The organism is Gordonia neofelifaecis NRRL B-59395 (assembly GCF_000192435.1).
Classification (GTDB): Bacteria; Actinomycetota; Actinomycetes; order Mycobacteriales; family Mycobacteriaceae; genus Gordonia; species Gordonia neofelifaecis.
The window spans coordinates 285924-309291 of the sequence record NZ_AEUD01000001.1 but is presented as its reverse complement, the minus strand read 5'-3'; the positions used below and the strand labels follow the sequence as shown (position 1 = coordinate 309291).

The 23368-nt window shown below is 69.3% G+C and carries 22 protein-coding genes and 1 pseudogene; 5 read left to right on the top strand and 18 right to left on the bottom strand.

All coding sequences use genetic code 11. From position 1 onward, the window contains the following. The first annotated feature begins 53 nt into the window (after positions 1-53). Positions 54-980, top strand: a complete 927-nt coding sequence (locus SCNU_RS01590; protein WP_238526272.1) for a type IV toxin-antitoxin system AbiEi family antitoxin domain-containing protein — start codon at positions 54-56, stop codon at positions 978-980. A gap of 126 nt (positions 981-1106) precedes the next feature. Here the strand turns inward: SCNU_RS01590 and SCNU_RS01585 are convergent, their stop codons facing one another. The 8 genes and pseudogenes from SCNU_RS01585 to lepA form a co-directional block, all read right to left on the bottom strand. Next, complete coding sequence (locus tag SCNU_RS01585; protein WP_009677592.1) at positions 1107-2735, bottom strand: AMP-binding protein; 1629 nt, start codon at positions 2733-2735, stop codon at positions 1107-1109. A 140-nt stretch (positions 2736-2875) separates the two neighbouring features. Next, entirely contained in the window at positions 2876-3868 is a 993-nt protein-coding gene (locus SCNU_RS01580) for a sulfate/molybdate ABC transporter ATP-binding protein (protein ID WP_009677591.1), read from the bottom strand. A gap of 1 nt (position 3869) precedes the next feature. Then, positions 3870-4793 (bottom strand): sulfate ABC transporter permease subunit CysW, encoded by a 924-nt coding sequence (cysW, locus tag SCNU_RS01575; protein WP_009677590.1) that lies wholly within the window; start codon positions 4791-4793, stop codon positions 3870-3872. Continuing rightward, positions 4790-5660: pseudogene (locus SCNU_RS01570) on the bottom strand (ABC transporter permease). Before SCNU_RS01570 ends, cysW begins: the two are co-directional and overlap by 4 nt. Further along, positions 5657-6724 (bottom strand): sulfate ABC transporter substrate-binding protein, encoded by a 1068-nt coding sequence (locus SCNU_RS01565; protein ID WP_050792725.1) that lies wholly within the window; start codon positions 6722-6724, stop codon positions 5657-5659. The pseudogene SCNU_RS01570 and the gene SCNU_RS01565 overlap by 4 nt, the downstream one beginning before the upstream one ends. Before the next feature lie 168 nt (positions 6725-6892). Further along, positions 6893-7093, bottom strand: coding sequence for a hypothetical protein (locus tag SCNU_RS01560; protein ID WP_009677588.1), 201 nt, complete (start codon positions 7091-7093; stop codon positions 6893-6895). A gap of 134 nt (positions 7094-7227) precedes the next feature. Then, on the bottom strand, positions 7228-9273 hold the full coding sequence (locus tag SCNU_RS01555) for a M3 family metallopeptidase (protein ID WP_009677587.1): 2046 nt from the start codon (positions 9271-9273) through the stop codon (positions 7228-7230). Continuing rightward, on the bottom strand, positions 9273-11168 hold the full coding sequence (lepA, locus tag SCNU_RS01550) for a translation elongation factor 4 (protein ID WP_009677586.1): 1896 nt from the start codon (positions 11166-11168) through the stop codon (positions 9273-9275). Before lepA ends, SCNU_RS01555 begins: the two co-directional genes overlap by 1 nt. A 68-nt stretch (positions 11169-11236) precedes the next feature. Between lepA and SCNU_RS01545 the strand changes: the two genes are divergently transcribed. Beyond that, positions 11237-11905: an alpha/beta hydrolase family protein gene (locus SCNU_RS01545; protein WP_040517316.1), complete on the top strand. Its 669-nt coding sequence runs from the start codon at positions 11237-11239 to the stop codon at positions 11903-11905. Further along, positions 11902-12303 (top strand): type II toxin-antitoxin system PemK/MazF family toxin, encoded by a 402-nt coding sequence (locus SCNU_RS01540; protein ID WP_009677584.1) that lies wholly within the window; start codon positions 11902-11904, stop codon positions 12301-12303. Before SCNU_RS01545 ends, SCNU_RS01540 begins: the two co-directional genes overlap by 4 nt. 42 nt (positions 12304-12345) lie before the next feature. On the opposite strand, the gene SCNU_RS01535 is transcribed toward SCNU_RS01540, so the two are convergent. Further along, positions 12346-13443: a hypothetical protein gene (locus SCNU_RS01535; RefSeq protein WP_040517314.1), complete on the bottom strand. Its 1098-nt coding sequence runs from the start codon at positions 13441-13443 to the stop codon at positions 12346-12348. Positions 13444-13644: 201 nt separating this feature from the next. On the opposite strand from SCNU_RS01535, the gene rpsT reads away from it, so the two are divergent. After that, positions 13645-13905, top strand: a complete 261-nt coding sequence (rpsT, locus tag SCNU_RS01530; protein ID WP_009677582.1) for a 30S ribosomal protein S20 — start codon at positions 13645-13647, stop codon at positions 13903-13905. Between the two features lie 313 nt (positions 13906-14218). On the opposite strand, the gene holA is transcribed toward rpsT, so the two are convergent. The 4 genes from holA to SCNU_RS01510 all read right to left on the bottom strand — a co-directional run bounded on the left by holA (position 14219) and on the right by SCNU_RS01510 (position 18612). Further along, entirely contained in the window at positions 14219-15121 is a 903-nt protein-coding gene (holA, locus tag SCNU_RS01525; protein ID WP_238526280.1) for a DNA polymerase III subunit delta, read from the bottom strand. Beyond that, complete coding sequence (locus SCNU_RS20710; RefSeq protein ID WP_009677580.1) at positions 15048-16670, bottom strand: ComEC/Rec2 family competence protein; 1623 nt, start codon at positions 16668-16670, stop codon at positions 15048-15050. The genes holA and SCNU_RS20710 overlap by 74 nt, the downstream gene beginning before the upstream one ends. Then, positions 16667-17644 (bottom strand): ComEA family DNA-binding protein, encoded by a 978-nt coding sequence (locus tag SCNU_RS01515; protein ID WP_040517311.1) that lies wholly within the window; start codon positions 17642-17644, stop codon positions 16667-16669. Before SCNU_RS01515 ends, SCNU_RS20710 begins: the two co-directional genes overlap by 4 nt. Positions 17645-17739: 95 nt before the next feature. Continuing rightward, entirely contained in the window at positions 17740-18612 is an 873-nt protein-coding gene (locus SCNU_RS01510) for a GntR family transcriptional regulator (protein ID WP_009677578.1), read from the bottom strand. 93 nt (positions 18613-18705) lie between these two features. Between SCNU_RS01510 and SCNU_RS01505 the strand changes: the two genes are divergently transcribed. Beyond that, the gene (locus tag SCNU_RS01505; RefSeq protein WP_009677577.1) at positions 18706-19917 is read left to right on the top strand and encodes an FAD-dependent monooxygenase; all 1212 of its coding nucleotides are present in this window, start codon (positions 18706-18708) and stop codon (positions 19915-19917) included. On the opposite strand, the gene SCNU_RS01500 is transcribed toward SCNU_RS01505, so the two are convergent. Genes SCNU_RS01500 through nadD form a run of 5 tightly spaced genes read right to left on the bottom strand, consistent with a single transcriptional unit; the run spans position 19910 to position 23315 of the window. Then, positions 19910-20758, bottom strand: coding sequence for a DegV family protein (locus SCNU_RS01500; RefSeq protein ID WP_009677576.1), 849 nt, complete (start codon positions 20756-20758; stop codon positions 19910-19912). The genes SCNU_RS01505 and SCNU_RS01500 overlap by 8 nt on opposite strands. Before the next feature lie 60 nt (positions 20759-20818). Further along, positions 20819-21535, bottom strand: a complete 717-nt coding sequence (octT, locus tag SCNU_RS01495) for a diglucosylglycerate octanoyltransferase (RefSeq protein ID WP_009677575.1) — start codon at positions 21533-21535, stop codon at positions 20819-20821. 6 nt (positions 21536-21541) lie between these two features. After that, on the bottom strand, positions 21542-22255 hold the full coding sequence (locus SCNU_RS01490) for a histidine phosphatase family protein (RefSeq protein WP_009677574.1): 714 nt from the start codon (positions 22253-22255) through the stop codon (positions 21542-21544). Beyond that, a complete protein-coding gene (gene rsfS / locus SCNU_RS01485) occupies positions 22252-22668 on the bottom strand; it encodes a ribosome silencing factor (RefSeq protein WP_009677573.1) in 417 nt (138 codons plus the stop codon). The genes SCNU_RS01490 and rsfS overlap by 4 nt, the downstream gene beginning before the upstream one ends. Continuing rightward, positions 22665-23315 (bottom strand): nicotinate-nucleotide adenylyltransferase, encoded by a 651-nt coding sequence (gene nadD / locus SCNU_RS01480; RefSeq protein WP_009677572.1) that lies wholly within the window; start codon positions 23313-23315, stop codon positions 22665-22667. Before nadD ends, rsfS begins: the two co-directional genes overlap by 4 nt. Positions 23316-23368: the final 53 nt, after the last annotated feature.

Here is a 23368-nt window from a genome sequence, read left to right as displayed (position 1 = left end):
AGCTTCGATTTCGGGACTGTTCGACGGTTCGGACCTCGACGATGATCGGGCAGATGGACGACCTTCGCCTCACCGCACTCCTCGCCCAACAGGACGGCGTCGTGTCGCGCATGCAAGCACGCGAGTGCGCCTGCTCCGCGGCCGACATCCGACGTCGTCTCCGCCGCCATGAATGGACGGTCGTATTCCCCGGCATCTATGTGAACCACACTGGACCGCTGACCTGGTCCCAGCGCGCGTGGGCCGCAGTCCTCGACGCCGCGCCCGCCGCGCTCTGCCACACGTCGGCCCTCCCCGACCCCGGACCTGAGATTCACATCGCCGTCGCGTCCGACCGCAAGGTGACCGCGCGACCCGGCGTACGCGTCCACCGACGTCCACGCCTCGCCGACGACGTCGCCTGGCATCTGCGGCCACCGCGGCTGCGTGTTGATGAAGCGGTGCTCGACGTCGCCGATACCGTGCGCGGAGAGACCGATGCGATCGCCGTCATCACCGACGCGGTCGGATCGCGGATCACCACCGCGGGCCGCCTACTCGACGCGATGGCTCGTCGTCCGCGCATGCATCGTCGAACCTTCCTCGCCGGCGTGCTCGCTGATGTCCGCGACGGTTCACTCTCCGTTCTCGAACATCGGTACCTGACCGGTGTCGAACGGCCTCACGGGCTGCCGACTCCACAGCGCCAGGCGCCGACGACGGTCGGACGATCCGGCTTCCGCGATGTCGACTATCCGGAGTACGGCCTGGTCGTCGAGATCGACGGCCGCCGTTTCCACGACACTCCCGCCACCCGTGACCGCGACCTGGAGCGAGACCTGGATGCGGCGGTCGCAGCGAAGCGTGTCACTCTTCGGCTCGGCGACGGGCAGGTGATCGGTCGCCCCTGCGAAACTGCACGCAAGATCGGCCGCGCGCTCGCCGACCGCGGTTGGGACGGTCACGTGACAAGCTGCCCTCGGTGCCCGCGATCGTCCTAAGACTGTCGTTCGGTGTCACCAGGTGACACCGAACGACAGTGGTCCCACGACCGGTGCCGCGTGCTGAGGTTTCGACACGATCTCCGCTTCGCTCCGATCGGCTCAACCAGCGATCCGACGGCGCAGCTAGCCCTGGATGCGCATCGTGCTGGCGCCCCAGGCGGCGTCGCGGAGTTCGTTCTTGCGGATCTTTCCGGTGGACGTCTTGGGGAGGTCGTCGACGAACTCGACCTCGCGGGGCGCCTTGTACGACGCGATCCGGCTCTTGACGTGTGCGATCACGGCGGCCTCGGTGACCTGCTCCCCCGGCCGCAGCACCGCGTAGGCCTTGGGACGCTCGCCCCACTTGTCGTCGGGGACGCCGATGACGGCGACGTCGAGCACCGCGGGATGGCTCACGACCGCCTGCTCCACCTCGATGGTCGAGATGTTCTCGCCGCCGGAGATGATGACGTCCTTGGCGCGGTCGAGCAGCTGGACGTACCCGTCGGGATGCATCACGCCGAGGTCTCCGGAGTGGAACCAGCCGCCCGCGAAGGCCTCCGCCGTCCGCTCCGGGTCCTCGAAGTAGCCCTTCATCACGACATTGCCGCGCATCACGATCTCGCCCATCTGCACCCCGTCGGGCTCGACGTCGACGAGCGAGCCGTCGTCGGCCGGTTCCGGGAGCACGACCCGCAGCCGGTCGGCGGTGAGCATGCCGACGCCCTGGCGGGACATGCGGACTGCGAGCTCATCGCCCGACAGCTCCGACCATCCATCGCTGGGCTCGCACACGGAGTACGGACCGTAGGTCTCGGTCAGTCCGTAGACGTGCACCAGTCGGATCCCGAGGTTGCCGATGGCGCGGATGATCGTCGGACTGGGCGGGGCTCCGGCGGTCGCGATCGTCAGCGGGCGATCCATCCGGTGCGCTTCGCCCGCCGTGGCGAGCGTCGTCAACACCGTCGGCGCACCGCTCATCTGATTCACCTGCTCGGTGTCGATGAGCCGCCACATGTCGTCGCCGCGGACCGCGCGGAGGCAGACGTGTGTGCCCGCGACCGCCGTCACCGCCCACGGGCCGCACCAGCCGTTGCAATGGAACATCGGCAGCGTCCACAGATAGCGGGTGTCGATGCCGAAACCCTGCGTCATCGCGTTGCCCAGCGACGCCAGGTACGCGCCGCGATGCGTGTACATCACGCCCTTCGGCTTGCCCGTGGTCCCCGAGGTGTAGTTGATGCTGATGACGGCGTCCTCGTCGGCGACGTCCCACGACAGCGCGTCGTCGCTGCCGCGCGCCATCACCTCGTCGTAGCGAATCCGGTCGCCGCCGAGATAGTCCCCGTCCTGCGGCGGCGTCTCGACCACCTCGCCGACCGTCGCGAACTCGAGATCGCCCAGCGGATCGAGGAGCGCGCCGTCGCCGAACAGCAGACGTGCGCCGGAGTGATCGCAGATGTACTGCACCTCGGCCGGCGCCAGACGGGTGTTGATCGCGACCAGGACTCCGCCGGCGAGCGGCACCGCGAAGTGCGCGACCAGCATCTCCAGGGAGTTGGTCGATAGGAACGCGACGCGCTCCCCGGCCGTCAGCCCCGAGGCGCGCAACGCGTTCGCGAGTCGGGTGACGTCGGCCGCGACCTCCCGATAGGTCAGGCGACGACCGCCGTCGATCGCGGCGAGCTTGTCCGGATGCACCTCGACGGCACGGTCGAGGAAGCGCAGCGGGGTCAGCGGCGTGTCGAGTCCGGATCGGGCGGGGAGCGTCATGGTGTGACCTCTTCAGGAGATGACGAAGCAATGTGACCCGTCCACCATAAACCTCTGACACTCCGTGCCATCGGACTCGACAATGCTCTGCGATGAGCGGTCGAGGGTACGCGATCTACGGCACCTCGTGACGCCGCCTCCTAATCCTTGAGCGCCGGAACCTTCGTCGCGCGCGCGAAGATGTCCTCGCCGGCCTCCAGATGGAGTGCGTTCTGATCGCCGCGGGTGATCTGCGCGACGAACTCCTCGCCGGAGGCCGCCGAGACGAGCTCCACGCGGGTCTCGAAGCCCAGGTTCACCACACGCTTCACGCGCGCCTTGATGACGCCGGTGTCGAGTGCGCTGTCGGGCGCCGGGTACACCATCTCGGCCGACCGGCCGAGACGGATGTCGTGTGGGCGCACCAACTCGCCGTTGAGTCGCGAGACCGACCCGAGGAACGACGCGACGAACACGTTGTCCGGGCGGTCGTAGAGGTCGTCGGGCTTGCCGACCTGCTCGATGCGCCCCTTGTTGAGCACGGCGATGCGGTCGGAGACGTCGAGCGCCTCCTGCTGGTCGTGGGTCACCAGAACGGTCGTCACGTGCACCTCGTCGTGCAGCTGGCGGAGCCACTTGCGGAGGTCTTCGCGGACCTTCGCGTCGAGTGCGCCGAACGGCTCGTCGAGCAGCAGCACCTTGGGATCCACGGCGAGCGCGCGGGCCAGCGCCATCCGCTGACGCTGACCGCCGGACAGCTGCGCCGGGTAGCGCTTCTGGAAGACGGTGAGGCCGACGATGTCGAGCAGTTCGTCGACCTTCGCCTTGATCTCGTGCTTGGGACGCTTGCGGATCTTGAGCCCGAACGCGATGTTGTCGCGCACGGTGAGGTGCTTGAACGCGGCGTAGTGCTGGAAGACGAAGCCGATGTCGCGCTGCTGCGGCGACGCCCCGGAGACGTCGAGCCCGTTGATCCGGACGGTGCCCGAGTCGAGGCGGTCCAGGCCCGCGATGGCGCGCAGGAGGGTCGATTTACCCGAGCCGGAGGGACCGAGCAGCGAGGTGAGCGAGCCCTCCGGAATGTCGATCGAGACGTCGTCGAGGGCCGCGAAATCGCCGTAGCGCTTGTTGGCGCCGATAACCGAGATGGACATGTCAGTTGGTCTCCTTGCCGGCGCCGACTGCGGTCGGCACGTCGACGGGCTCGTATTCGTCTTCGGTGGCCGCGCGCTCCGCGGACACCGCCTTCATGGTCTCGGCGCTCGCGTCGGCGAGCTTCCCCTTGGCGCGCCGCTCGATGAGGGTCATCACCACCAGGACGAGGATCGCGACCATCATCAGCAGCGTGGCGGCCGCATAGGCGCCGTACTCGTTGTAGTCGTCGGTGTATCGCGAGTTGACCAGGAGGGTCAGCGTCTGCGAGACACCCGGGAAGTTCGACGACACCATCGTCACCGCGCCGAACTCACCCAGCGCGCGGGCGATGGTCAGGACGATGCCGTACGTCAGACCCCAGCGGACGGCGGGCAGAGTGACCCGGCTGAACGTCTGCCAGCCGGTGGCGCCGAGCGTGGCGGCGGCCTCCTCCTGCTCGGTGCCGATCTCGCGCAGCACCGGCTCCACTTCGCGCACCACGAACGGCAGCGTCACGAAGATCGTGGCGAGGACCATGCCCGGGATGCCGAAGATGATGCGGAAGCCGAGCGATTCGATGCCGCCGAACCAACCGTCGACGCCCCACAGCGCGATCAGTGCGACACCCACGACGACCGGCGAGACCGCGAACGGCAGGTCGACGACGGCCTGCAGCACGCCCTTGCCGCGGAATCGGCCGCGCGCCAGCGCGAGGGCCGTCAGCACGCCGAAGATCACGTTGAGCGGTACCACGATCGCCACGATCAGCAGGGTGAGCTGCAGGGCCGAGATGGCCGCCGGAGTGGTGATCCACTCCCAGAACTGACCCAGGCCGTGCTCGAACGACCGCCAGAAGATCAGCGCCACCGGCACCACGAGCAGGACGAAGAGATAGACCAGCGCAATCGTGCGAAGCGTCAGCCGAGTGAGACGAGAGACGATCATTCCGAGCCCTCCCGCCGGATCTGAACCTTGGCGACGACGCGGAGCAGGAACAGCACCACGAACGCGATGACGAGCAGGGCGACCGAGATCGCGGCGGCGTTGACCGGCTCGTCGACCTCGATCTGCTGCTGGATGTACTGCGAGGCGACCTGCGTCTTACCCGGGATGTTGCCGCCGATCAGGACGACGGACCCGAACTCGCCGATCGCTCGGGTGAACGCCAGGCCCGCGCCGCTGAGAATGGCGGGCAGCAGGGCGGGCAGCACGATCTTCGACCAGATGACACGGTTGCCCGCGCCGAGTACCGCCGCGGCCTCCTCGACCGAGGTGTCGAGCTCCATCAGCACCGGCTGTACCTGGCGGACCACGAACGGCAGGGTGACGAACGTCAGTGCCAGCACGACGCCGGTCTGCGTGGCGGCGAGATGGACGTCGAACGGGCTGTTCGGTCCGTAGAGGGCGAGCAGCACCAGGCTGGCCACTGCAGGTCGGCCGGGAGCGCGTGGCGCTCGCCTCTCCCGACTGGGTGTCTCCGCGCCAGAGCTCCGCGACGACGCTCTTACCGGGAAACTCGTCGCGGACCAGCACCCAGGCGATGATCGTGCCGAACAGCACGTTGACGATCGCCACGATCACCGACACCACGATGGTGATGCCGAGCGCCTGCAGCGCAGCGGGCGCGGTGATCGCCTCCCAGAAGCCGCTGAATCCGTCGTCGAAGGCCCCGGCGGTGATCGCGGCCAGCGGCAACAGCACGATGAGGCTCAGCCACAGCGCGGTGATGCCCAGCGACAACGGTCCGTCGGGACGCCAGCCGCGGCGCGGCGCGAAGTCCGTGGCCTCCGGGGCCACCTGTTCGGCGGTCATCGTCCGGCCTCCTGGTCGTAGATCTTGCTGACGGCACCGTCGCTGCCGAACAACTGCTTGTCGACCTTCTTCCAGCCGCCGAGGTCGTCGATGGTCCACAGCTTGGCGATGTGCCCGGGGAACAGGTGCGCGGTCGCGGCGGCGACGGCCGGGTCGACCGGGCGGAAGCCCGCGTGCGCCCACAGCTCCTGCCCCGGAACCGAGAACAGGTAGTCGACGAAGCTTCGTGCGGCGGGGATGTCGGTGCTGGTGTTGACGACGGCGACCGGGTTCTCGATCTTGAACGTCACCTCGGGCAGCACGTAGTCGATGCGGTCGGCCTGCGGCGATGTCGCGTTCTTCCGGGAGAGCATGATCGCCTCGTTCTCATAGCTGATCAGCACGTCGCCCTGTCCCTGCTGGAACGCCGACGTGGCCTCGCGGCCCGACTTCGGCAGCACTTTCACGTGGTCGCGGACCAGTTCCCGCACGTAGTCGAGGCCGGCCTGCGGGTCCTTGCCGCCGTGGCTCTTCGCCGCGTACGGCGCCAGCAGATTCCACTTGGCGGACCCCGAGCTGCCGGGGTTCGGCGTGACCACCTCGACGCCCGGGCGCAGGAGGTCGTCCCACGTGTGGATGTTCTTCGGATTGCCCTGGCGCACGACGAGCGCGACGACCGAGCCGAAGGGGATCGACTTGTTCGGCGCCTGCGTCTGCCAGTCCTTGTCGACGACGCCGGCCTTCACCAAACGCGTCACGTCGGGCTCGACGGAGAAGTTGACGACGTCCGCGGGCAGTCCGCGGGCCACCTTTCGCGACTGGTCACCGGAGGCGCCGTACGACTGCGAGAAGCCGATGTCGCTGCCTTCCGGTGTCGCCCGGAATCCCGGGATCACCACGTCGAAGCCGACTTTCGGCGTCGCGTAGGCGACCAGGTTGAGGTGTCGGCTGCCCGACGAGATGTCGATGCCGTCTGGGCGGTCGGTGGACCCGCCGCCGCATCCGGCCAGCGCGGCGACAAGCGCCAGCGCGGCCGTCACGCACGCCGCCTTCACGGCGGCGCGCTGAATGGTTCCCGTTCTCACTCGAAGAACCTAACCAGCCCGGGCGGCGGCTCTCAACGGTCGAATGCGGCCGATCGGGACGGGCGTGCCTGCGGACCCCGGCTGTGCTATCGCAGAATCAGCCAGGCGAGCAGCACGAGTACGAGCAGTGCCACCAGAGCAATCGTGACCTTGGAACGAAACATCGCTTCAGATTCCCAATCCGTGATCGTCGTCGGCCTCTGCGCGGCCGAGTTTCGAGAAGAGTCGCCCGACCAGGTAGTTCACGCCGGACGCGGCGAGCGTCGCCAGCGGGACCAGCACGATGGCCGTGACGAGGAGCTGTGGGATGAAGGGCAGGCCGGTGAGCCACTCCTCGACCCCGTCCCACCAGGACAGAACGCCGTTCACTGCTCGATCACCTCATCTACACCGTGCCTGCGCGGTTTCGCCCACGCTGATTTGAAACCCTACTCGCCGGGGCTGTGCGACCGGGGTCACCCCGGGTCGGCCGGCACTGGCGGGACGGGACGCCGTGCGCCCGCCTACGACAGTCCGCGACGGATGAGCAGCGGCTCGATCCGGGCGGGGTGCCCGATCATCGCCGCATGCGCCGCGACCGGATCGACGCTGTCGCCCCGGCGCAGGACCGCGTCGGCGAACGCCGCGCCCAGCTCCGGTCGGAGTCCCCCGCCGGCGAGGAACCACTGCTCGGTCTCGGCGTCGAGGATCTCCGACCAGATATACGAGTAGTAGGCCGACGAGTAGCCACCGGCGAACACGTGGTTGAAGTATGTGCTGCGATAGCGCGGCGGGATCAGCTCCGAGTCGAGGCCCGCCGAGCGCAGCGCGCTGCGCTCGAAGTCGAGCACATCCGCGGGGAGGTCGTGCTCGGTGAGCCGATGCCACGCGAGATCGAGCGCGGCGGCCGCGAGGTACTCGACTGTCGCATGCGCCGACTCGGTGCCGCCCGCGGCGCGTACCGCATCGAGCAGCTCTGGCGGTGCGGGCTCCCCCGTCCGGTGGTGCCGCGCATAGCCGCCGACGACGTCGGGATGCAGCGCCCACATCTCGTTCACCTGAGACGGGAACTCGACGAAGTCCCGGGGAACGGACGTGCCCGACTGCGAGACGTAGTCGACCGCCGACAGCAGTCCGTGAATCGCGTGGCCGAACTCGTGGAAGAGCGTGATCAGCTGGTCGTGCGAGAGCAGGCATGGCTCGCCCGGTTCCGGGCGAGTCAGGTTGAGCACGTTGACGACGATGGGCGCGGTTCCCGACTGGCGGGACTGGTCGACGATGTTGTTCATCCAGGCCCCGCCGCGCTTGGACGGTCGTGCGAAGTAGTCGCCGAGGAACAGGCCGATGCCGACTCCGTCGCGGCTGACCTCCCACACGCGGACGTCGGGGTGATAGCCGGCCAGATCGGTGCGCTCGGCGAAGCTGAGCCCGTACAGGCGCCCGGCGGCGGCGAACACACCGTCGTCGATCACCGCGTTCAGTTCGCAGTATTCGGCGAACTCGTCGATGTCGACCGACGCGGCGGCGTCGTCGGCAGCGGACCGAGCCCGCTGGTCGGCGGCGAGGTAGAAGGTCACGTCGGACGCCGTCAGCTCGTGGCCCGCGAAGTCGGTGAGCCGGGACAGTTCGGCATCGGCGGCCTGCTGCGCGGCGGCGCCGAGGTCGGCGAGCAGGTCTGCGACCGCCTGCGGCGTCGGTGCCGTCTCCTCGGCGATGACGTAGGCGGCGTGATCGGCGTAGCCGAGCAGTTCGGCGCGGCGGGCGCGGAGCGTGACGATCTCCAGGATCATCTCGCGGGTGTCGTGCTCGTTGCCGCGCGCACACCGAGCCGTCGACGCGTCGAACACCCGGCGACGCGATTCGGCGCGCGTGAGCTTGGCGACGGCGGCCTGGCTCGTCGGCAGTTCGAGGGCGACCAGGTAGCCGTCCCGGCCGGCCTCGGCCGCGGCCCGTCCGGCTGCGGCGATCTCCGAGGCCGACAGTCCGTCGAGCTCGGCCGCGTCGGCGAAATGGACCGCCGAGTCGTTGGTGTCGTCGAGGAGCTGCTGTCCGAACTCGGTGGTCAACGTCGCGAGTCTGCCGGAGATCTCCCGCATCTGGTCCTGGCCCGCCTCATCGAGCGCGGCGCCCGCGCGTACCGCGTCCCGGTAGCGCTGCTCCAGCAGGCGTGTCTGGGCCTCGTTCAGGCCCAGCTCCGACCGCCGCTCGTAGAGCTCGCGGATACGGCCGAACAGGGCGGGATCCATCGTGATCGCGTTCGCATGCTCGGTGAGACGGACGGCGAGTTCCTGCGCGATCTGCGCGCGCTGCGGATTGCTGTCGGGCCCTTCGAGGTTGAAGAAGATCCCGTTCACCCGCGCCAGCGCACGTCCGGACGCCTCGAGCGCGGCGATGGTGTTGTCGAACGTCGGCACGTCGTCGGACGATGCGATCGCCGTCACCTCGGCGCGGTGCTCCGCGATCGCGATGTCGTAGGCGGGGAGGAAGTCGTCGTCGCTGATCGACGCGAAGTCCGGCAGACCGTACGGCAGCCCCGAGTCGGCGAGCACCGGCGACGGCGCGGCGGCCACTACTTGCCCTTCGGCTTGTCGCCGACCTCATCGGTCGAGAGCGCCGCGACGAACGCCTCCTGCGGCACCTCCACGCGACCGATCGTCTTCATGCGCTTCTTGCCTTCCTTCTGCTTCTCGAGCAGCTTGCGCTTACGGCTGATGTCGCCGCCGTAGCACTTGGCGAGGACGTCCTTGCGGATGGCGCGGATGTTCTCGCGGGCGATCACCTTGGAGCCGATCGCGGCCTGAATCGGCACCTCGAACTGCTGACGCGGAATCAGTTCCTTCAGCTTCAGCGCCATCTTGTTGCCGTACGCGTACGCCGAGTCCTTGTGGACGATCGCGCTGAACGCGTCGACCGCCTCGCCCTGCAGGAGGATGTCGACCTTCACCAGCTCGGCCTGCGACTCGCCCGACTCCTCGTAGTCGAGACTGGCGTAGCCGCGGGTGCGCGACTTCAGCGAGTCGAAGAAGTCGAAGATGATCTCGGCCATCGGCATCGTGTAGCGCAGTTCGACGCGCGTCTCGGACAGGTAGTCCATGCCGCCGAGCTCACCGCGGCGCGACTGGCAGAGCTCCATGATCGCGCCGATGAACTCGCTCGGCGCGATGATCGTGGTCTTGACCATCGGCTCGAAGATCTGGCTGGTCTTGCCGGTCGGCCAGTCCGACGGGTTGGTCACGATGTGTTCGGTCCCGTCGTCCATCACGACGCGATAGACGACGTTGGGCGCGGTGGAGATGAGGTTGAGGTCGAACTCGCGCTCCAGGCGCTCGCGGGTGATCTCCATGTGCAGCAGTCCGAGGAAGCCGCAGCGGAATCCGAAGCCGAGCGCCACCGACGTCTCCGGCTCGTAGGTGAGAGCGGCGTCGTTGAGCTGCAGCTTCTCGAGGGCTTCGCGGAGCACCGGGTAGTCGGAGCCGTCGACCGGGTAGAGGCCCGAGTAGACCATCGGACGCGGCTCGCGGTAGCCGGTCAGCGGTTCGTCGGCGCCCTTCCTGGCGCTGGTGACGGTATCGCCGACCTTTGACTGGCGCACGTCCTTCACGCCCGTGATGAGGTAGCCGACCTCGCCGACGCCGAGTCCGACGCTGGCCTTCGGCTCCGGCGAGACGATCCCGACCTCGAGGAGTTCGTGGGTTGCGCCCGTCGACATCATCGCGATCTTCTCGCGCGGGACGATCTTCCCGTCGACGACGCGGACGTAGGTGACGACGCCTCGGTAGGTGTCGTAGACGGAGTCGAAGATCATCGCGCGAGCGGGCGCATCGGGATCGCCGACGGGCGCCGGGATCAGCCGGACGGCCTCGTCGAGCAGCTCCGGAACACCGGCGCCGGTCTTGCCCGAGACACGCAGCACGTCCTCCGGCTCACAGCCGACGATGTGCGCGATCTCCGCGGCGTAGCGGTCCGGGTCGGCCGCGGGCAGGTCGATCTTGTTCAGCACCGGGATGATGGTGAGGTCGTTCTCCATCGCCAGATACAGGTTCGCCAGGGTCTGCGCCTCGATGCCCTGCGCGGCGTCGACCAGCAGGATCGCTCCCTCGCACGCCTCAAGCGCGCGCGAGACCTCGTACGTGAAGTCGACGTGGCCGGGCGTATCGATCAGGTGCAGGACGAACTCCTCGTCGCCCACCTTCCACGGCAGCCGGACGTTCTGCGCCTTGATGGTGATCCCGCGCTCGCGCTCGATGTCCATCCGATCGAGATACTGCGCACGCATCTGCCGTGCCTCGACGACGCCGGTGAGCTGCAGCATCCGATCGGCGAGCGTCGACTTGCCGTGATCGATGTGCGCGATGATGCAGAAGTTACGGATCCGGGTGGGATCGGTGAACGTCTTGTCGGCGAAGCTGGGAATCTCACTCACTCCTTGCGCGGCGGGCCCGGGCGGGACCCGGCAGATGATCACCCTCCAGTTTCGCACGACTACCGGCCGTGATTCACCTCGGCCGAATCGCTATTACGCTCGACACCATCATGACTGCGGAAGAATTCACGGTGGAGAAGGGCCCGGTCGCGGCCGACGTGGCCCGCCCGACGGCGCCGAACGGCCTGGTGATCCTCGCTCACGGCGCGGGCAGCGACCGGCGATCGGCGGTGCTTCGCGCGGTCGGCGAAGCGCTCGTCGACCGCGGGCTCGCCGTCGCCCGTATCGATCTGCCCTACCGGCAGGATCGTCCGAAGGGGCCGCCGGCGCCGTCGAAGGCCGCGCGCGACCGCGACGGGATCCGCGCCGCCGTCGCCGAACTGCGCAGCGTGTCCGACGGTCCGCTCATAGTCGGCGGGCACTCCTACGGCGGCAGACAGGCGTCGATGGTGGCCGCCGAGGAACCGGACCTCTTCGACGGCCTGCTCCTCACGTCCTATCCCCTGCATCCGCCGGGGCGGCCCGATCGGCTGCGCACCGAGCACCTGTCCGGTGTCACCGCGCCGACGCTGATCGTGCACGGCCGCAACGATGCGTTCGGGAAGTCGGAGGAGTTCGCCGACGCGCTGACGCTGTTCGGCGGGCCGGTGCGGCTGTTGGAGGTCGAGAAGGCCGATCACAGTCTCAAACCGGACCGGAGCGGCGTGGGCGGGCTGACCGCGGACGCCGTCGACGAGTGGCTGTTCCCGGCCGTCCTCGCGCGAGCGGGCGCCCGGTGAGCCGCCTGCCGGGGCATCCGACCCGGGATTTCGCGCGAACGGTCGCCTACGCGCCCGACCTCGACGGCGCCGCCGACCCGGGTGAGATCGTCTGGACCTGGGTGCCGTTCGAGGACGATCCGTCGCAGGGCAAGGACCGGCCGGTGCTGGTGGTCGGACGCGAGGGCGATCACCTGCTCGGCCTGATGCTGTCGAGCAAGGACTATCACCGCGGCGACGACGAGTGGTTGTCGATCGGGTCGGGGTCATGGGACGCCGAGCGTCGGGAGAGCTTCGTACGACTCGACCGCGTGCTCCGCATCGCGGAGACCGGTATCCGACGGGAGGGCGCGATCTGCGACCGCCCGCAGTTCGACGCCGTCGCCCGCGTCCTCCGTGAGCGGTTCGGCTGGTCGTAGCCGGGGCGCATCGTCGCGGATTCGGTCAGCGCATGAGTTCGATCAGCGCCTCAGTCTGCGGCGGGCGCGTCGGACGAGATTGGCGGCCCGCGTCTTGAGCGCGGGCGTGTTGTCCGGCACCGGCGCCGTCTTCGCCCACAGTGCGACGGCGTCGAGTGCGGCGTCGAGGACATCGTCGGATGTCACCGGGTTCGTCGTGCCGGCGGTCGTGGCGGCGACCCGCAGGTCGTCGACGGTCCCGGATACCGGGTGGCCGTGCTCGACGAGTTCGGCGACCATCCGGTCCGACTGCGCGGCCGCCCATGCGAGTTGCTCCCCGGACAAACCCTCCGGAGCTCCGTCACGCGTCTTGAACAGGTAGTCACCGATCAGTACGCCCTTGATCAGGCCCTCGTAGCGCCGCCACTCGATATCGTCGGGCTGCAGTCGGCCGTTGAGACGGCGGAGCAGTTCGGTCTGCGCGGCCGACAGCGACTTGTTGGAGCTGGGGACCGGTTCCGGCAGGTCCGCCGGATCGGCGCCGAGGACCCGGACGAATCGCTCCCACAGTCCGTCCCCCGCGGTATCGGTACCGGGCGCCGGCACCGTCACGATGTGCACACGGTCCGCGCCCACCACGTCTGCCCAGTCCGCCGCGATCCGCCGGTAGTCCTGGAACTCCCAGAACGGCTCCTGGTCGGGGCCTGCGGCGTCGTCGGCGATCGAGTCGACGAACTCGGCCAGCGTGGCGCGACGCTGATTCTTGACGTTCTCCTGCCACACCGACGGCACTTGCCGGGCCAGGTCGCGCACTGTCAGGACCGCGTGCACCTGGTCGACGAAGTCGAGGTCCGCGACGAGCTTGCGGATGTGGTCGGGGCCCGCGTTGGCGAACAACTCGTGCGAGACGAGGGACGATCCGCTCCACGCCTTCATCTGAGCGACCATCGCCGGCCACACATCGGCATGCGCCGGATCGGCCCAGTCCAGGTAGCGTTCCGGCTGCAGGTGCGCGGCGGCGTGGAAGTGGTCGTCGATCCGATTGCCCGGGTACAGCAGTCCGGCGCGCGCGAGCGCGTGGTCGCGGTTGCGCCAGAGCCGATCCTGGAGATGGGTCGTTCCGGTCTTGGGTAGGCCCACGTGGACATAAGCGACAGACATAGTGAGTCCACTGTAGGCAGCCGAGAGCGGTACGCCGCTGAGGCGGAGAGCGGATCCGCGCGATTTTGGCCCGTCCCGACACGCTGGTATCGTTGACCGCTGTTGCGATGGACGCTGGCGGATGACCCGACCGCTCTGTCGCCGGAAGGTACACAGAACATTCGGCCCAGGGCCGCTCAGGACGCCAGAAGAGGACATCGCGTGGCTAACATCAAGTCTCAGATCAAGCGGAACAAGACCAACGAGAAGGCTCGTCAGCGCAACCAGTCGATCAAGTCGGCCCTGCGCACCGCGCTTCGCAACTTCCGCGAGACCGTCGCCTCGGGCGACAAGGACAAGGCAGCCGAGCTGCTCGTCGCCACCAGCCGCCAGCTCGACAAGGCCGCTTCGAAGGGCGTCATCCACAAGAACCAGGCCGCCAACAAGAAGTCGGCCATGGCTCTCGCGGTCAACCAGCTCTGAGGCGGCGCGGCCCTCGGGCCGCACCTCTCGCTCGCCCCGGGCTGAGCGACAACAGAACAAGATCTCTTCACGAACACCCCGATGACGGGCCACGTAGTCATCGGGGTGTTCGTTGTCGGCGCTCTGGCCCAGCCTTCCCCTGCCCGGAGCCGTCCGCCGCGTCCCCGTCACTGCATCTGATGGACGCATGGACCACGAACAGCGCTCACGGGGACGCGCAGGTCACGCTCCCAGGGTGGAAGCCGGCGAGGTTGGGGCGGACCTTCGCACAAGCTCGTCGGGCCCAGCCTGGGGATGCCCGAGACGGGACGGCTCAGCGGCGGCGCGGGCGCAGCTGAGCGACTGTCGAGACCGCGTGTTCCAGGGCGTAATCCGGATCCGCAGCCTGTCCCTTCACATCGCCATTGAGCTTGGCGACGACAAGCAGAGCCTCCCCGATCGACGTCGAGTCCCAGGCGCGCGCCTGCGTCTGGATCTTCCCGACCCGGCCGGGCGGCATGCCCAGTTCCGACGCGAGGGTGTACTTGTCGGCCCCGCCCATCGACCGGACCCGCGCGATCGCGTGCACAGCCTCGGCGAGCGCATCCGCCAGCAGTACCCGTGCCGTCCCGTGGTGTTCCGCCCAGGCCAGCGACTCCAGCGCTCCGGCGAGATCGCCGGTGACCGCCTTGTCCGCCACTTCGAAGCCGGTGACCTCGGGGCGACCGGTGTAGTACAGCCGGACGGCGTCGGCGTCGACCTTGTTGCCGGTGTCCGCGACCAGTTGCCGGCAGGCCGCCGACAGCTCGCGGAGGTCGGATCCCACCATCTCGGTGACCAGCTCCACCACTTCCGCACTGACCTTCGCGCCGAGCGCGCGGAACTCCGACCGCACGAAGTCCGCGCGTTCCGACGGCCACTTCGGCGCGGCACACGCGAACTCCTGCGCGCCCGCCTTCTTCAACTCGCCGACCATCGCCTTCTGCCGACCGCCGCCGGTGTGCACGACCATCAGCGTGATGCCCTCCGGCAACGACTTGGCCGTCGCGGTGATGAGCGCCGCCGGTTCCTTGCCCGCATCCGCCGCCGACTGCACGACGACGATGCGCTCTTCGGCGAACAGCGACGGGCTCAACAACTCGGCCATCTCCGGACCGGTGACCTCACCGGCGCGGACCCGGGTGACGGGCACGTCGGCCCCGGCGTCGCGGCTGCGCTCGGCCGTCACCTGTGAGATGACGCGTCCGGTCAGGAAGTCGTCGTCTCCGAGTAGTAGATACAGCCGATCGCTCACATCGAACATGGTGCCAGAAACCTCCGACATCTCCGCGTCTGCGCCAGGCGAGACCTCCGAGCAGACAGACCAGGAACACCGATCCGACCGTCCAGCCGGGGACGGACAGCGTCGACCACGCCGGCCCGCCCAATCGGTCGGCGACGACGATCAGCCATCGGGTCGGCGGCCCGGCCGCCCGGACGAGGAACTCAGCGACCACTCCGCCCGGCCCGAATTGCGGCCCGATCGCCCCGATCACCGCCGCCGCGGTGCCGAGCAGCCCGGCCGTTCCGACGACCGGCACCGCGAGCAGGTTCGCCGGCACCGACATCAGGTTCACCGTGTCGGTGAGCACGATCAGCAGTGGCGTGGTCAGCACCTGTGCCGCCAGCGTCATGGACAACAGCATCGCGACCGACTCCGGCATGCCGCGGCGCATGAGTGCTCGGCGGATCGGCACCGACCAGATGACCAGTCCGAGCGTCGCGACCACCGACAGCGCGAAGCCCGGTGCGACTGCCATCTGCGGCCAGAGCAGAAGCACGACGATCACTGCCGTCCCGAGCGCCGGCAGTGCCTGCGACCGCCGCGAGCCCAATCCGGCGGCCAGCCCCACCGAGCCCATCACCGCGGCGCGCAGCACACTGTCGGTGGGCCGCACCAGGATCACGAAGCCGACGATCGCCGCACCGCCGAGGACGGCCACCACCGGCTCCGAGGCACCGCTGACCCGGATGCCGAGAATCACCGCACCGCACACCAACGTGAAGTTGCTGCCGGAGACTGCGATCAAATGTGTCAGGCCCGCGGACCGGAAGTCGTCGGACGTCTGCCGGTCGAGTCCGCTGACGTCGCCGAGGACCAGGCCGGGCAGCAGTCCCGCCGGTCGTTCCGGCAGGGCGCGCTGAGCGACGTCGCGGAGACGTTCGCGCACCCGCCCGGCCACGGCCTGCCACCACGGCGGACCGCGGAGTCGCTGTACCTCGCCGACGGCCGTCAGCTGCGCAGCCTGCAACCTGTCCGCCGCACCGGCGCGCGGCGGACGGACCCGGACGCGGACACGGTAGCGCTCGCCGGGCAGCGGGTCGGCGGCGTCCGCCGATGCCATGAGCGTCGCCGGGACCGGACGCTGGCGGTGACCGCCGATCGCGCGCACGGTGACCGGCAATCGCATCCGGCCGCCGACGGTGAACGACGGATCGCCGCGCACGTCGACGTCCACCACCGGCTTGCCGTCCGCGGATCCGATCGGCGCCTGTTCCACGGCCACGATTCGAAGCACCACGGACAGTGCCGACGCCGCGATCACCCCGCAGGCGGCGGCCGACGTCACCGCGATCGCGCGGGCCGTCCCGTCGACTGTGCGGGCATACAGCCCGGCTGTCGCCGCGGCGAGGGTGAAGACACCCGCGAGGGCGGCGCCCCAGCCCGCGGGGACGATCAGGGTCAGCGCCGCAGCCACCCAGCACCCGGCGGCGGGAGCCGCCAGCCGCAGGTCGGAGGTGGTCACCGCACCGTCACCAACGGCTTCAGCTTCGCGAGTCGACCGGGGCCGATGCCGTCGACCTCGGCGAGCTGATCGACGGAGGCGAACCGTCCGTGACTCTCACGCCAGGAGATGATCGCCGAGGCGGTCACCGGCCCGACACCGGGCAATGCGTCGAGTTGGTCCGCCGTCGCCGAGTTGAGGTCCACCAGCCCGGTGCCGACCGCGGGCACGCTGCCGCCCGGTGCGGACGGCACCGGCGCGCCCGGTGCCGGTCCGCCTGCCGCGGCGACCACCGCGCTGTGGACGGTTGCAGCGCCGTCGTCCCTGCCGATCAGGATCTGATCGCCGTCGCGCAGCAGCTGGGCCATGTTCAGGCTGAGCAGGTCGGCTCCGTCGCGAGCCCCTCCCGCTCGGGCGATCGCGTCGGCGACGCGCGCGCTTCCGGTCAGGGTCACCAGCCCGGGCCTGTGCACCATCCCGACCACGCTGACCACGATCCGCGGATCCGGCGAGCCGTCGCTCGGATCCGGCGGCGCCGATGTCCGCGGACCTGCGCTCGATTCGAACGCGACCAGCGGAGCGGTCGGCTCGTTCCGCTTGAGCAGCGAGTAACCCGCGATGGCGCAGGCGATCAGACCGACCACGAGCAGTCCGATCGCCGCGGGCGGCAGCATGGCGAATCGGCTGCGGGGCGGATCCCAGTCGTCCTCCCACTCCTCGTCCGCCCAGTCGTCGGCCCTGACCTGGTCGGCCGGGGCCTCGTCGATCGAGTCCGCGGATCGTCCACGCGCCGGCGCGGCAGCGTCCTCGTCCTCGTCGAGACAGTCGAATGCGGCCTTCCCCGTCCAGGCGTTCCGCCCGTCCGGGGTGTCGAGCCATATCGGCGGGTCCGGCGCACCCCACGGAACTTCGACGGCCGGCGGTTGCGGCGCGAGCCGTGCCAATGGATCGGGCCCGATTTCGCGGTCGTGGCCCACCCGCTTCTTCCTCCCCATGGCGGGAAGACTAGGAAGCGACGGTGACCGGCGTCAGCCCGTCAGCTGCGTTCTCACCGATCTGTGGATGAGTCCGGCGAACTCCACAGCCTGGGTCACTGATCAGCGGTCGCCGCGATCCCGTCGAGGAATCGTCCGACCGCGGATCGCATCAGCACGTCGGGATCGTAGGGATACCCGACCTCCATGATCGTCCGCATGTGCGGGAACCTGTCGGCGGGCGTCATCCGCTTGAGCTCGGTCACCTGAGTGTCCATCCACTCGTCGTTCGTGACGCCTGTCTCCGCACGGTCGGCCAGCTCCGGCTCCAGGGTCAGGCCGAGTCCGCGGACGAGGTTCAGCAGCCCGAGGTAATCGGTGAACGCCTGCACGGGATCGAGACCGGCGGCGCGCAGGCTGCCGAGCATGGTCTCCGCGAGCGGCATCGCGTTCGGCATGGCCGTGGGGCGCGTCATGGAGAGGGCGGGTGCGAACCAGGGGTGGGATGACATCGTCCGCCACATCGCTCCCACCGCGGCTTCCAGATCGGCACGCCAGTCACCGCTCGTCGGCCGCAGCTCGATCTCCCCCATCACGCGGTCGAGCATCGCGAAGTGGAGTTCCTCCCGACTCGGGACGTAGCGATAGACGGCCATCGTCGGGATGTCCAACGCTCCGGCGAGCCTGCGCATCGACACCGCCGACAGCGACTCCGCATCCGCGATCTCGATCGCCACGTCGACGACGCCGTCGGCGGTCAGCACCGCGGGGTCCGACCCGTCCGGCGCCCGCACCGTGCTCCCCCTGCCTGGCGCCGACTCGATCAATCCGTCGTCCTGCAGAAGGGACAGCACCCGGCTCGCGGTCGCCATCGCGACGTTGTGATCGCGCATGATCGCGCGGGTCGACGGCACCGGATCGCCGGGGCGCAGTTGTCCGGTGACGATCCGCATCCGCAGGACATCGGCGATCTGCTCGGCGCGATTCATCGTCGACCTCCCGGTGATGCACTAGTGCACTTTCTTAGTAATGGCACGTCAACACCGTATCGCAGTGCACTCGATACGGCGTACGTTCGCACCATGAACAAATTGCAGATCCTGATCAGCGGCGCATCGATCGCCGGACCCGCCGCCGCCCTCCTGCTCGCGCGGCAAGGACATGAGGTGACGATCGTCGAACGCGCCCCCTCGCTGCGGCCGGGCGGGCAGACCGTCGACCTGCGCGGCGCGGGCCGAACCGTCATCGATCGCATGGGGCTCACCGAGGCCACCGACGCGCAGCTCCTCGACCAGCGTGGCATCGCCACCGTCGACGCCCGCGGACGGCGCCGCAGCGCCCTGCCCGTCGAGGCCTTCGACGGCAACGGCATCGTCTCCGACCGGGAGATCCTCCGCGGCGACCTCGCGCGGACGATCGTCGACGCCGTGCCGCAGTCGGTCGAGTACCTCTGGGACGACACCGTCGTGGCACTGAACGAACGGCCGGGCGGCACCGTGGTCTCCTTCGAGAAATCGGCCGACCGGCGGTTCGACCTCGTCATCGGAGCCGACGGCCTGAACTCCGCCGTGCGTCGCGCCGCGTTCGGGCCCGACGAGCGGCACCTGCATCCGATCGGACTGCGGTACGCGTGGTTCACCGCGACGATCGACCAGGATCTCGACGACTGGTACCTGATGCACCTGGCACCCGGCGGACGCGTCGTCTCGGCACGACCGTCGCGGACCGGCGGGAGAGTGAAGGCGGCCCTGGCAGTCCGGGGCAGCGACTCCGTGCCGCTTCGCGACCGCGAGAGCCAGTGGCGGATGTTCGACGAGGCGTTCGCCGGCGTCGGCTGGGCCGCACCGCAGTTGCTCGAGCAGATGCGAGACGCCGACGACTGGGCGTACGCCGATCTCGCGCAGGTGCGGATGGACCGGTTCACCACCGGCAGCGTGGCGCTGGTCGGCGACGCCGGCTACTGCCCGACACCGCTGACCGGACTCGGGACCACACTCGCGCTCGTCGGCGCGTACGTGCTCGCCGGCGAGATCGAGCGGTCCGGCGGGCGGGTCGCGCAGGCGCTCGCCGAGTACGAGCAGATCATGCGGCCGTTCGTCGACGGCGCGCAGGAATTGCCGCCCGGGGGCACGGCGGGCTACGCGCCCAAGAGCCGACTGATGATCGCGCTGAGCCGGCTCACCTACTGGTCGATGACCAGGTGGCCGGTGCGGAACCTGGTGGCGGCCGAGTTCGCCAAGGCCGACGGGATCGATCTCCCCGACTACCCCCTGGTGCAGCGCGAACTCAGCTGAGCGGGGCCAGACCGTAGCCCAACGTGACGCCGACTGCACCCGGACCCACATGGATGCCCAGTACCGCCCCGAGGTCGACGACGATGGTCGAGGTGACGTTCTCCACGCGCTCGGTGACCTGCGCGAGCACCGCGTCGGCCAGTTCCGGGTTCTGGCAGTGCTGCACACCGATCGTGACGGCGTCGTCGCCCGCCAGCTCGACCGCCGCGTCGAGCATCTTGGCGATCGCCTTGGTGGACGTGCGATGCCGCTCACGCAGGGTCAGCAGACCGTCGGACATGTGCAGGATCGGCTTGATCGCCAACGCCGACCCCAGCAGGTGGCTGGCGGCGCTGATCCGGCCGCTGCGGCGCAGATTGTCGAGAGCCTGCACGCAGAGCATCGACTCGGCGGTCGCAGCCGCGCGGACGGCGGTCTCGTACACCGCGTCGCGCGAACCGCCGGCTTCGGCGGCCTGGGCCGCAGCCATCGTGGTCAGTCCGAGCGAGATGCCGACCGATCGTGAATCGACGACGCGCACGCGTCCGTCCATCTCCTCAGCGGCCAGTCGCGCCGCGCTCCACGTGCCGGAGAGCCTGCGGGACATGTGCACCGCGACCACACCGTCGCCCTCGCTGGCCTCCCAGGCCTGCGCGTAGGCCCGCTTGAGGTCGCCGAGGTTCGCCCCCGAGGTGGTGACCTTCATCGAGCTGATGACGTCGGACGGAACATCGTCGACGCCCTCGGCGTACTCGACGCCGTCCTCGGTCTTCAGATACAGCGGGACCTGCAGGATCGCATGCTCGTCAAGGAGTGTCGCGGGCAACCGCGACGACGAATCGGTGACGATGGCGACAGACACCCCTACACGGTAGCGGGTGGGTCCGCGACGCCAGACGGCAGTCGGGCCGCCGCCTGCGGGTCAGCGAGCGGCGAGCGCGTCCCGCACCGCGGGTGCGACGATCTCGGCGATCCGCCCGTGCGCCTCCAGGCCCCAGTGGATCCCGTCGGGATTCATCTCGACGGACGGGTCGGCGAAGGCCTCGGCGGTGACCGGATAGAAGTCCACCGTCGGCAGGTCGTGCTCGTGCGCCCACTCGCTGATGGCGACGGTCGTCGGGATGCGACCCGGGTGGACATTGCCGTAGTACGGGCTGTCGTGCGTCGGCGGCAGGCAGACGACGATCGGCAGATCGGGCCTCAGATGCGCCAGCGCACCCCGGACCTTCTCGAAGTAGCGCGCGGTCTCCGCGGGCGGAATCGCCATCGGCCACCCGACCGGCGAGAGCCTCGGCTGCAGCCAGCCGTACGCCCCGCGGACCGCCTGCCTGAGCTTGGCGGGACGCACGTACCGGATCTGCTCACGCAGCGCCGTCGGCAACGGCGACGGCAGCGAATCCATGCCGCCGAAGGCGAGCACCAGGACGTCGGCGTGCGGGACGGCCGCCCACACCCGTGGATCCTGGGTGATCGCCCACCAGATGTCCCGGCTGGTCCAGCCGATCCGTGCGAACAACTCGACGTCGTGCCCGAGCTCGGCGCCGACCAGATTCGGCCAGATCCGTTCGTCGTCCGCGGGCAGGCCGCCCGTAGCTCCGTAGAAGGACAGCGAGTCCCCCAGTACCAAGATCGAACCCATGGCGGTCTACTGCACCGTGCTCTCTGCTGATTCCGACGACGCATTCCAGACGTCGAGGCGCCACACCGGAGCCTCGCCGGGAAGCGCGTGCCCCGACAGCTGTACCCAGCTCGTGTTGGCGAGTCCGCCGAAGATCGGCCAGTTCGCCACCGGCAGGCCCAGCAGTCCGGCGGTCAGTGCCGCGATCACGCCGCCGTGCGCGACGAGCACCACCGGAGCCTCGGCGTCGTCGCCCTGTCCCCAGTCGTCGAGGCGTTCGACGAGCTCGGTCACCACCGGCACCGACCGCTGCGCCACCTGCACCCGCGACTCGCCGTTCGGCGGCGCCCAGTGCGCGTCGTCGCGCCACTGCCTGCGCGCACCGGGCGCGATGTCGTCGACCTCGGTGTGCGTCAGGCCCTGCCAGTCGCCGAGATGCGTCTCCCGGAGCCGGACGTCGGTCTCCACGTCCTGCCCGGTGATCGATGCCAGCGCGAGCGCGGTGTCGTGGGCGCGGCGCAGGTCCGACGACCGGATCAGCCGCGGCCCGCGCGTGGCGAGCGCACGGCCGGCGACCGCCGCCTGCTCCACACCGACCGCCGACAGGTCCGTGTCCAGCTGCCCCTGCATCCGGCGGCCTGCGTTGTACTCGGTCTGACCGTGCCGGAGCAGGATCAGCCGGCGGACGACCGGTGTGAGCCGCTCGACACTGGTGTCGCCGGCATCGGGCTCACTCCTCATTCGGCCGCAGGCATCTGCGCATCGTCCTCGGCCGCGCGGTCGCGCGACGGCGGCTCGATCCCGTCGATCTCGATGATCGGGCAGTCCTTCCACAGACGTTCGAGGCCGTAGAAGTCGCGCTCGTCGTCGTGCTGCACGTGGACCACCAGGTCGCCGTAGTCCAGCAGCGCCCAGCGACCCTCCCGGGTGCCCTCGCGGCGCAGCGCCTTGTGTCCGGACTCCCGCAGCTTGTCCTCGATCTCCTCGACGATCGAGTTGACCTGACGCTCGTTGTCGGCGGACGCGATGAAGAACGCGTCGGTGATCACCAACGTCTCCGAGACGTCGATGGCGACGATGTCGGTCGCCACCTTGTCTGCGGCGGCCAATGCTGCGATGGTCACCATCTGCCGGGCTTCGGCGGAAGCGGTCACGCGGGGTCCTTTCGGTACAGACCGTGCTTCGCGATGTACTGCACCACCCCGTCCGGTACCAGGTACCAGACCGGGCGGCCGGTCGCTGCGCGCGCACGGCAATCGGTCGAGGAGATCGCCAGCGCGGGGATCTCCAGCATCTGCAGGGCGTCGGCGGGCTTGGCCGCCAGGTGCTCCATCAGATGTGTGGCGTTGAGTTCGTATCCGGGCCGCGAGACTCCGATGAAGTTCGCGAGCTCGAAGAGGTCCTCCCAATCATGCCAGGAGAGGATCGTCTCCAGCGCGTCCGCACCGGTGATGAAGTACAGCTCGTCGTCCGGATACGACTTCCGGAGGTCGCGGAGGGTGTCGACGGTGTACGTCACGCCCTCCCGGTCGACGTCCACCCGGCTGACCGTGAACTGCGGGTTCGACGCCGTCGCGATGACCGTCATCAGATACCGGTGCTCGGCGGGGCTGACGGGGCGCGACGGGTCGGACGCCTGCACCCCCTCCTTCTGCCACGGCCGGCCCGTCGGCACGAAGACCACCTCGTCGAGGTCGAAGCGGTGGGCGACTTCGCTGCCCGCGACGAGGTGCCCGTTGTGGATCGGATCGAACGTCCCGCCCATCACGCCGATGCGGCGGGGCGTGCGTGCGGCTGACATGCCGGTTGACTTTACCGGGTCCCTGCACGACCACCACGCCTCCACCATCGAAA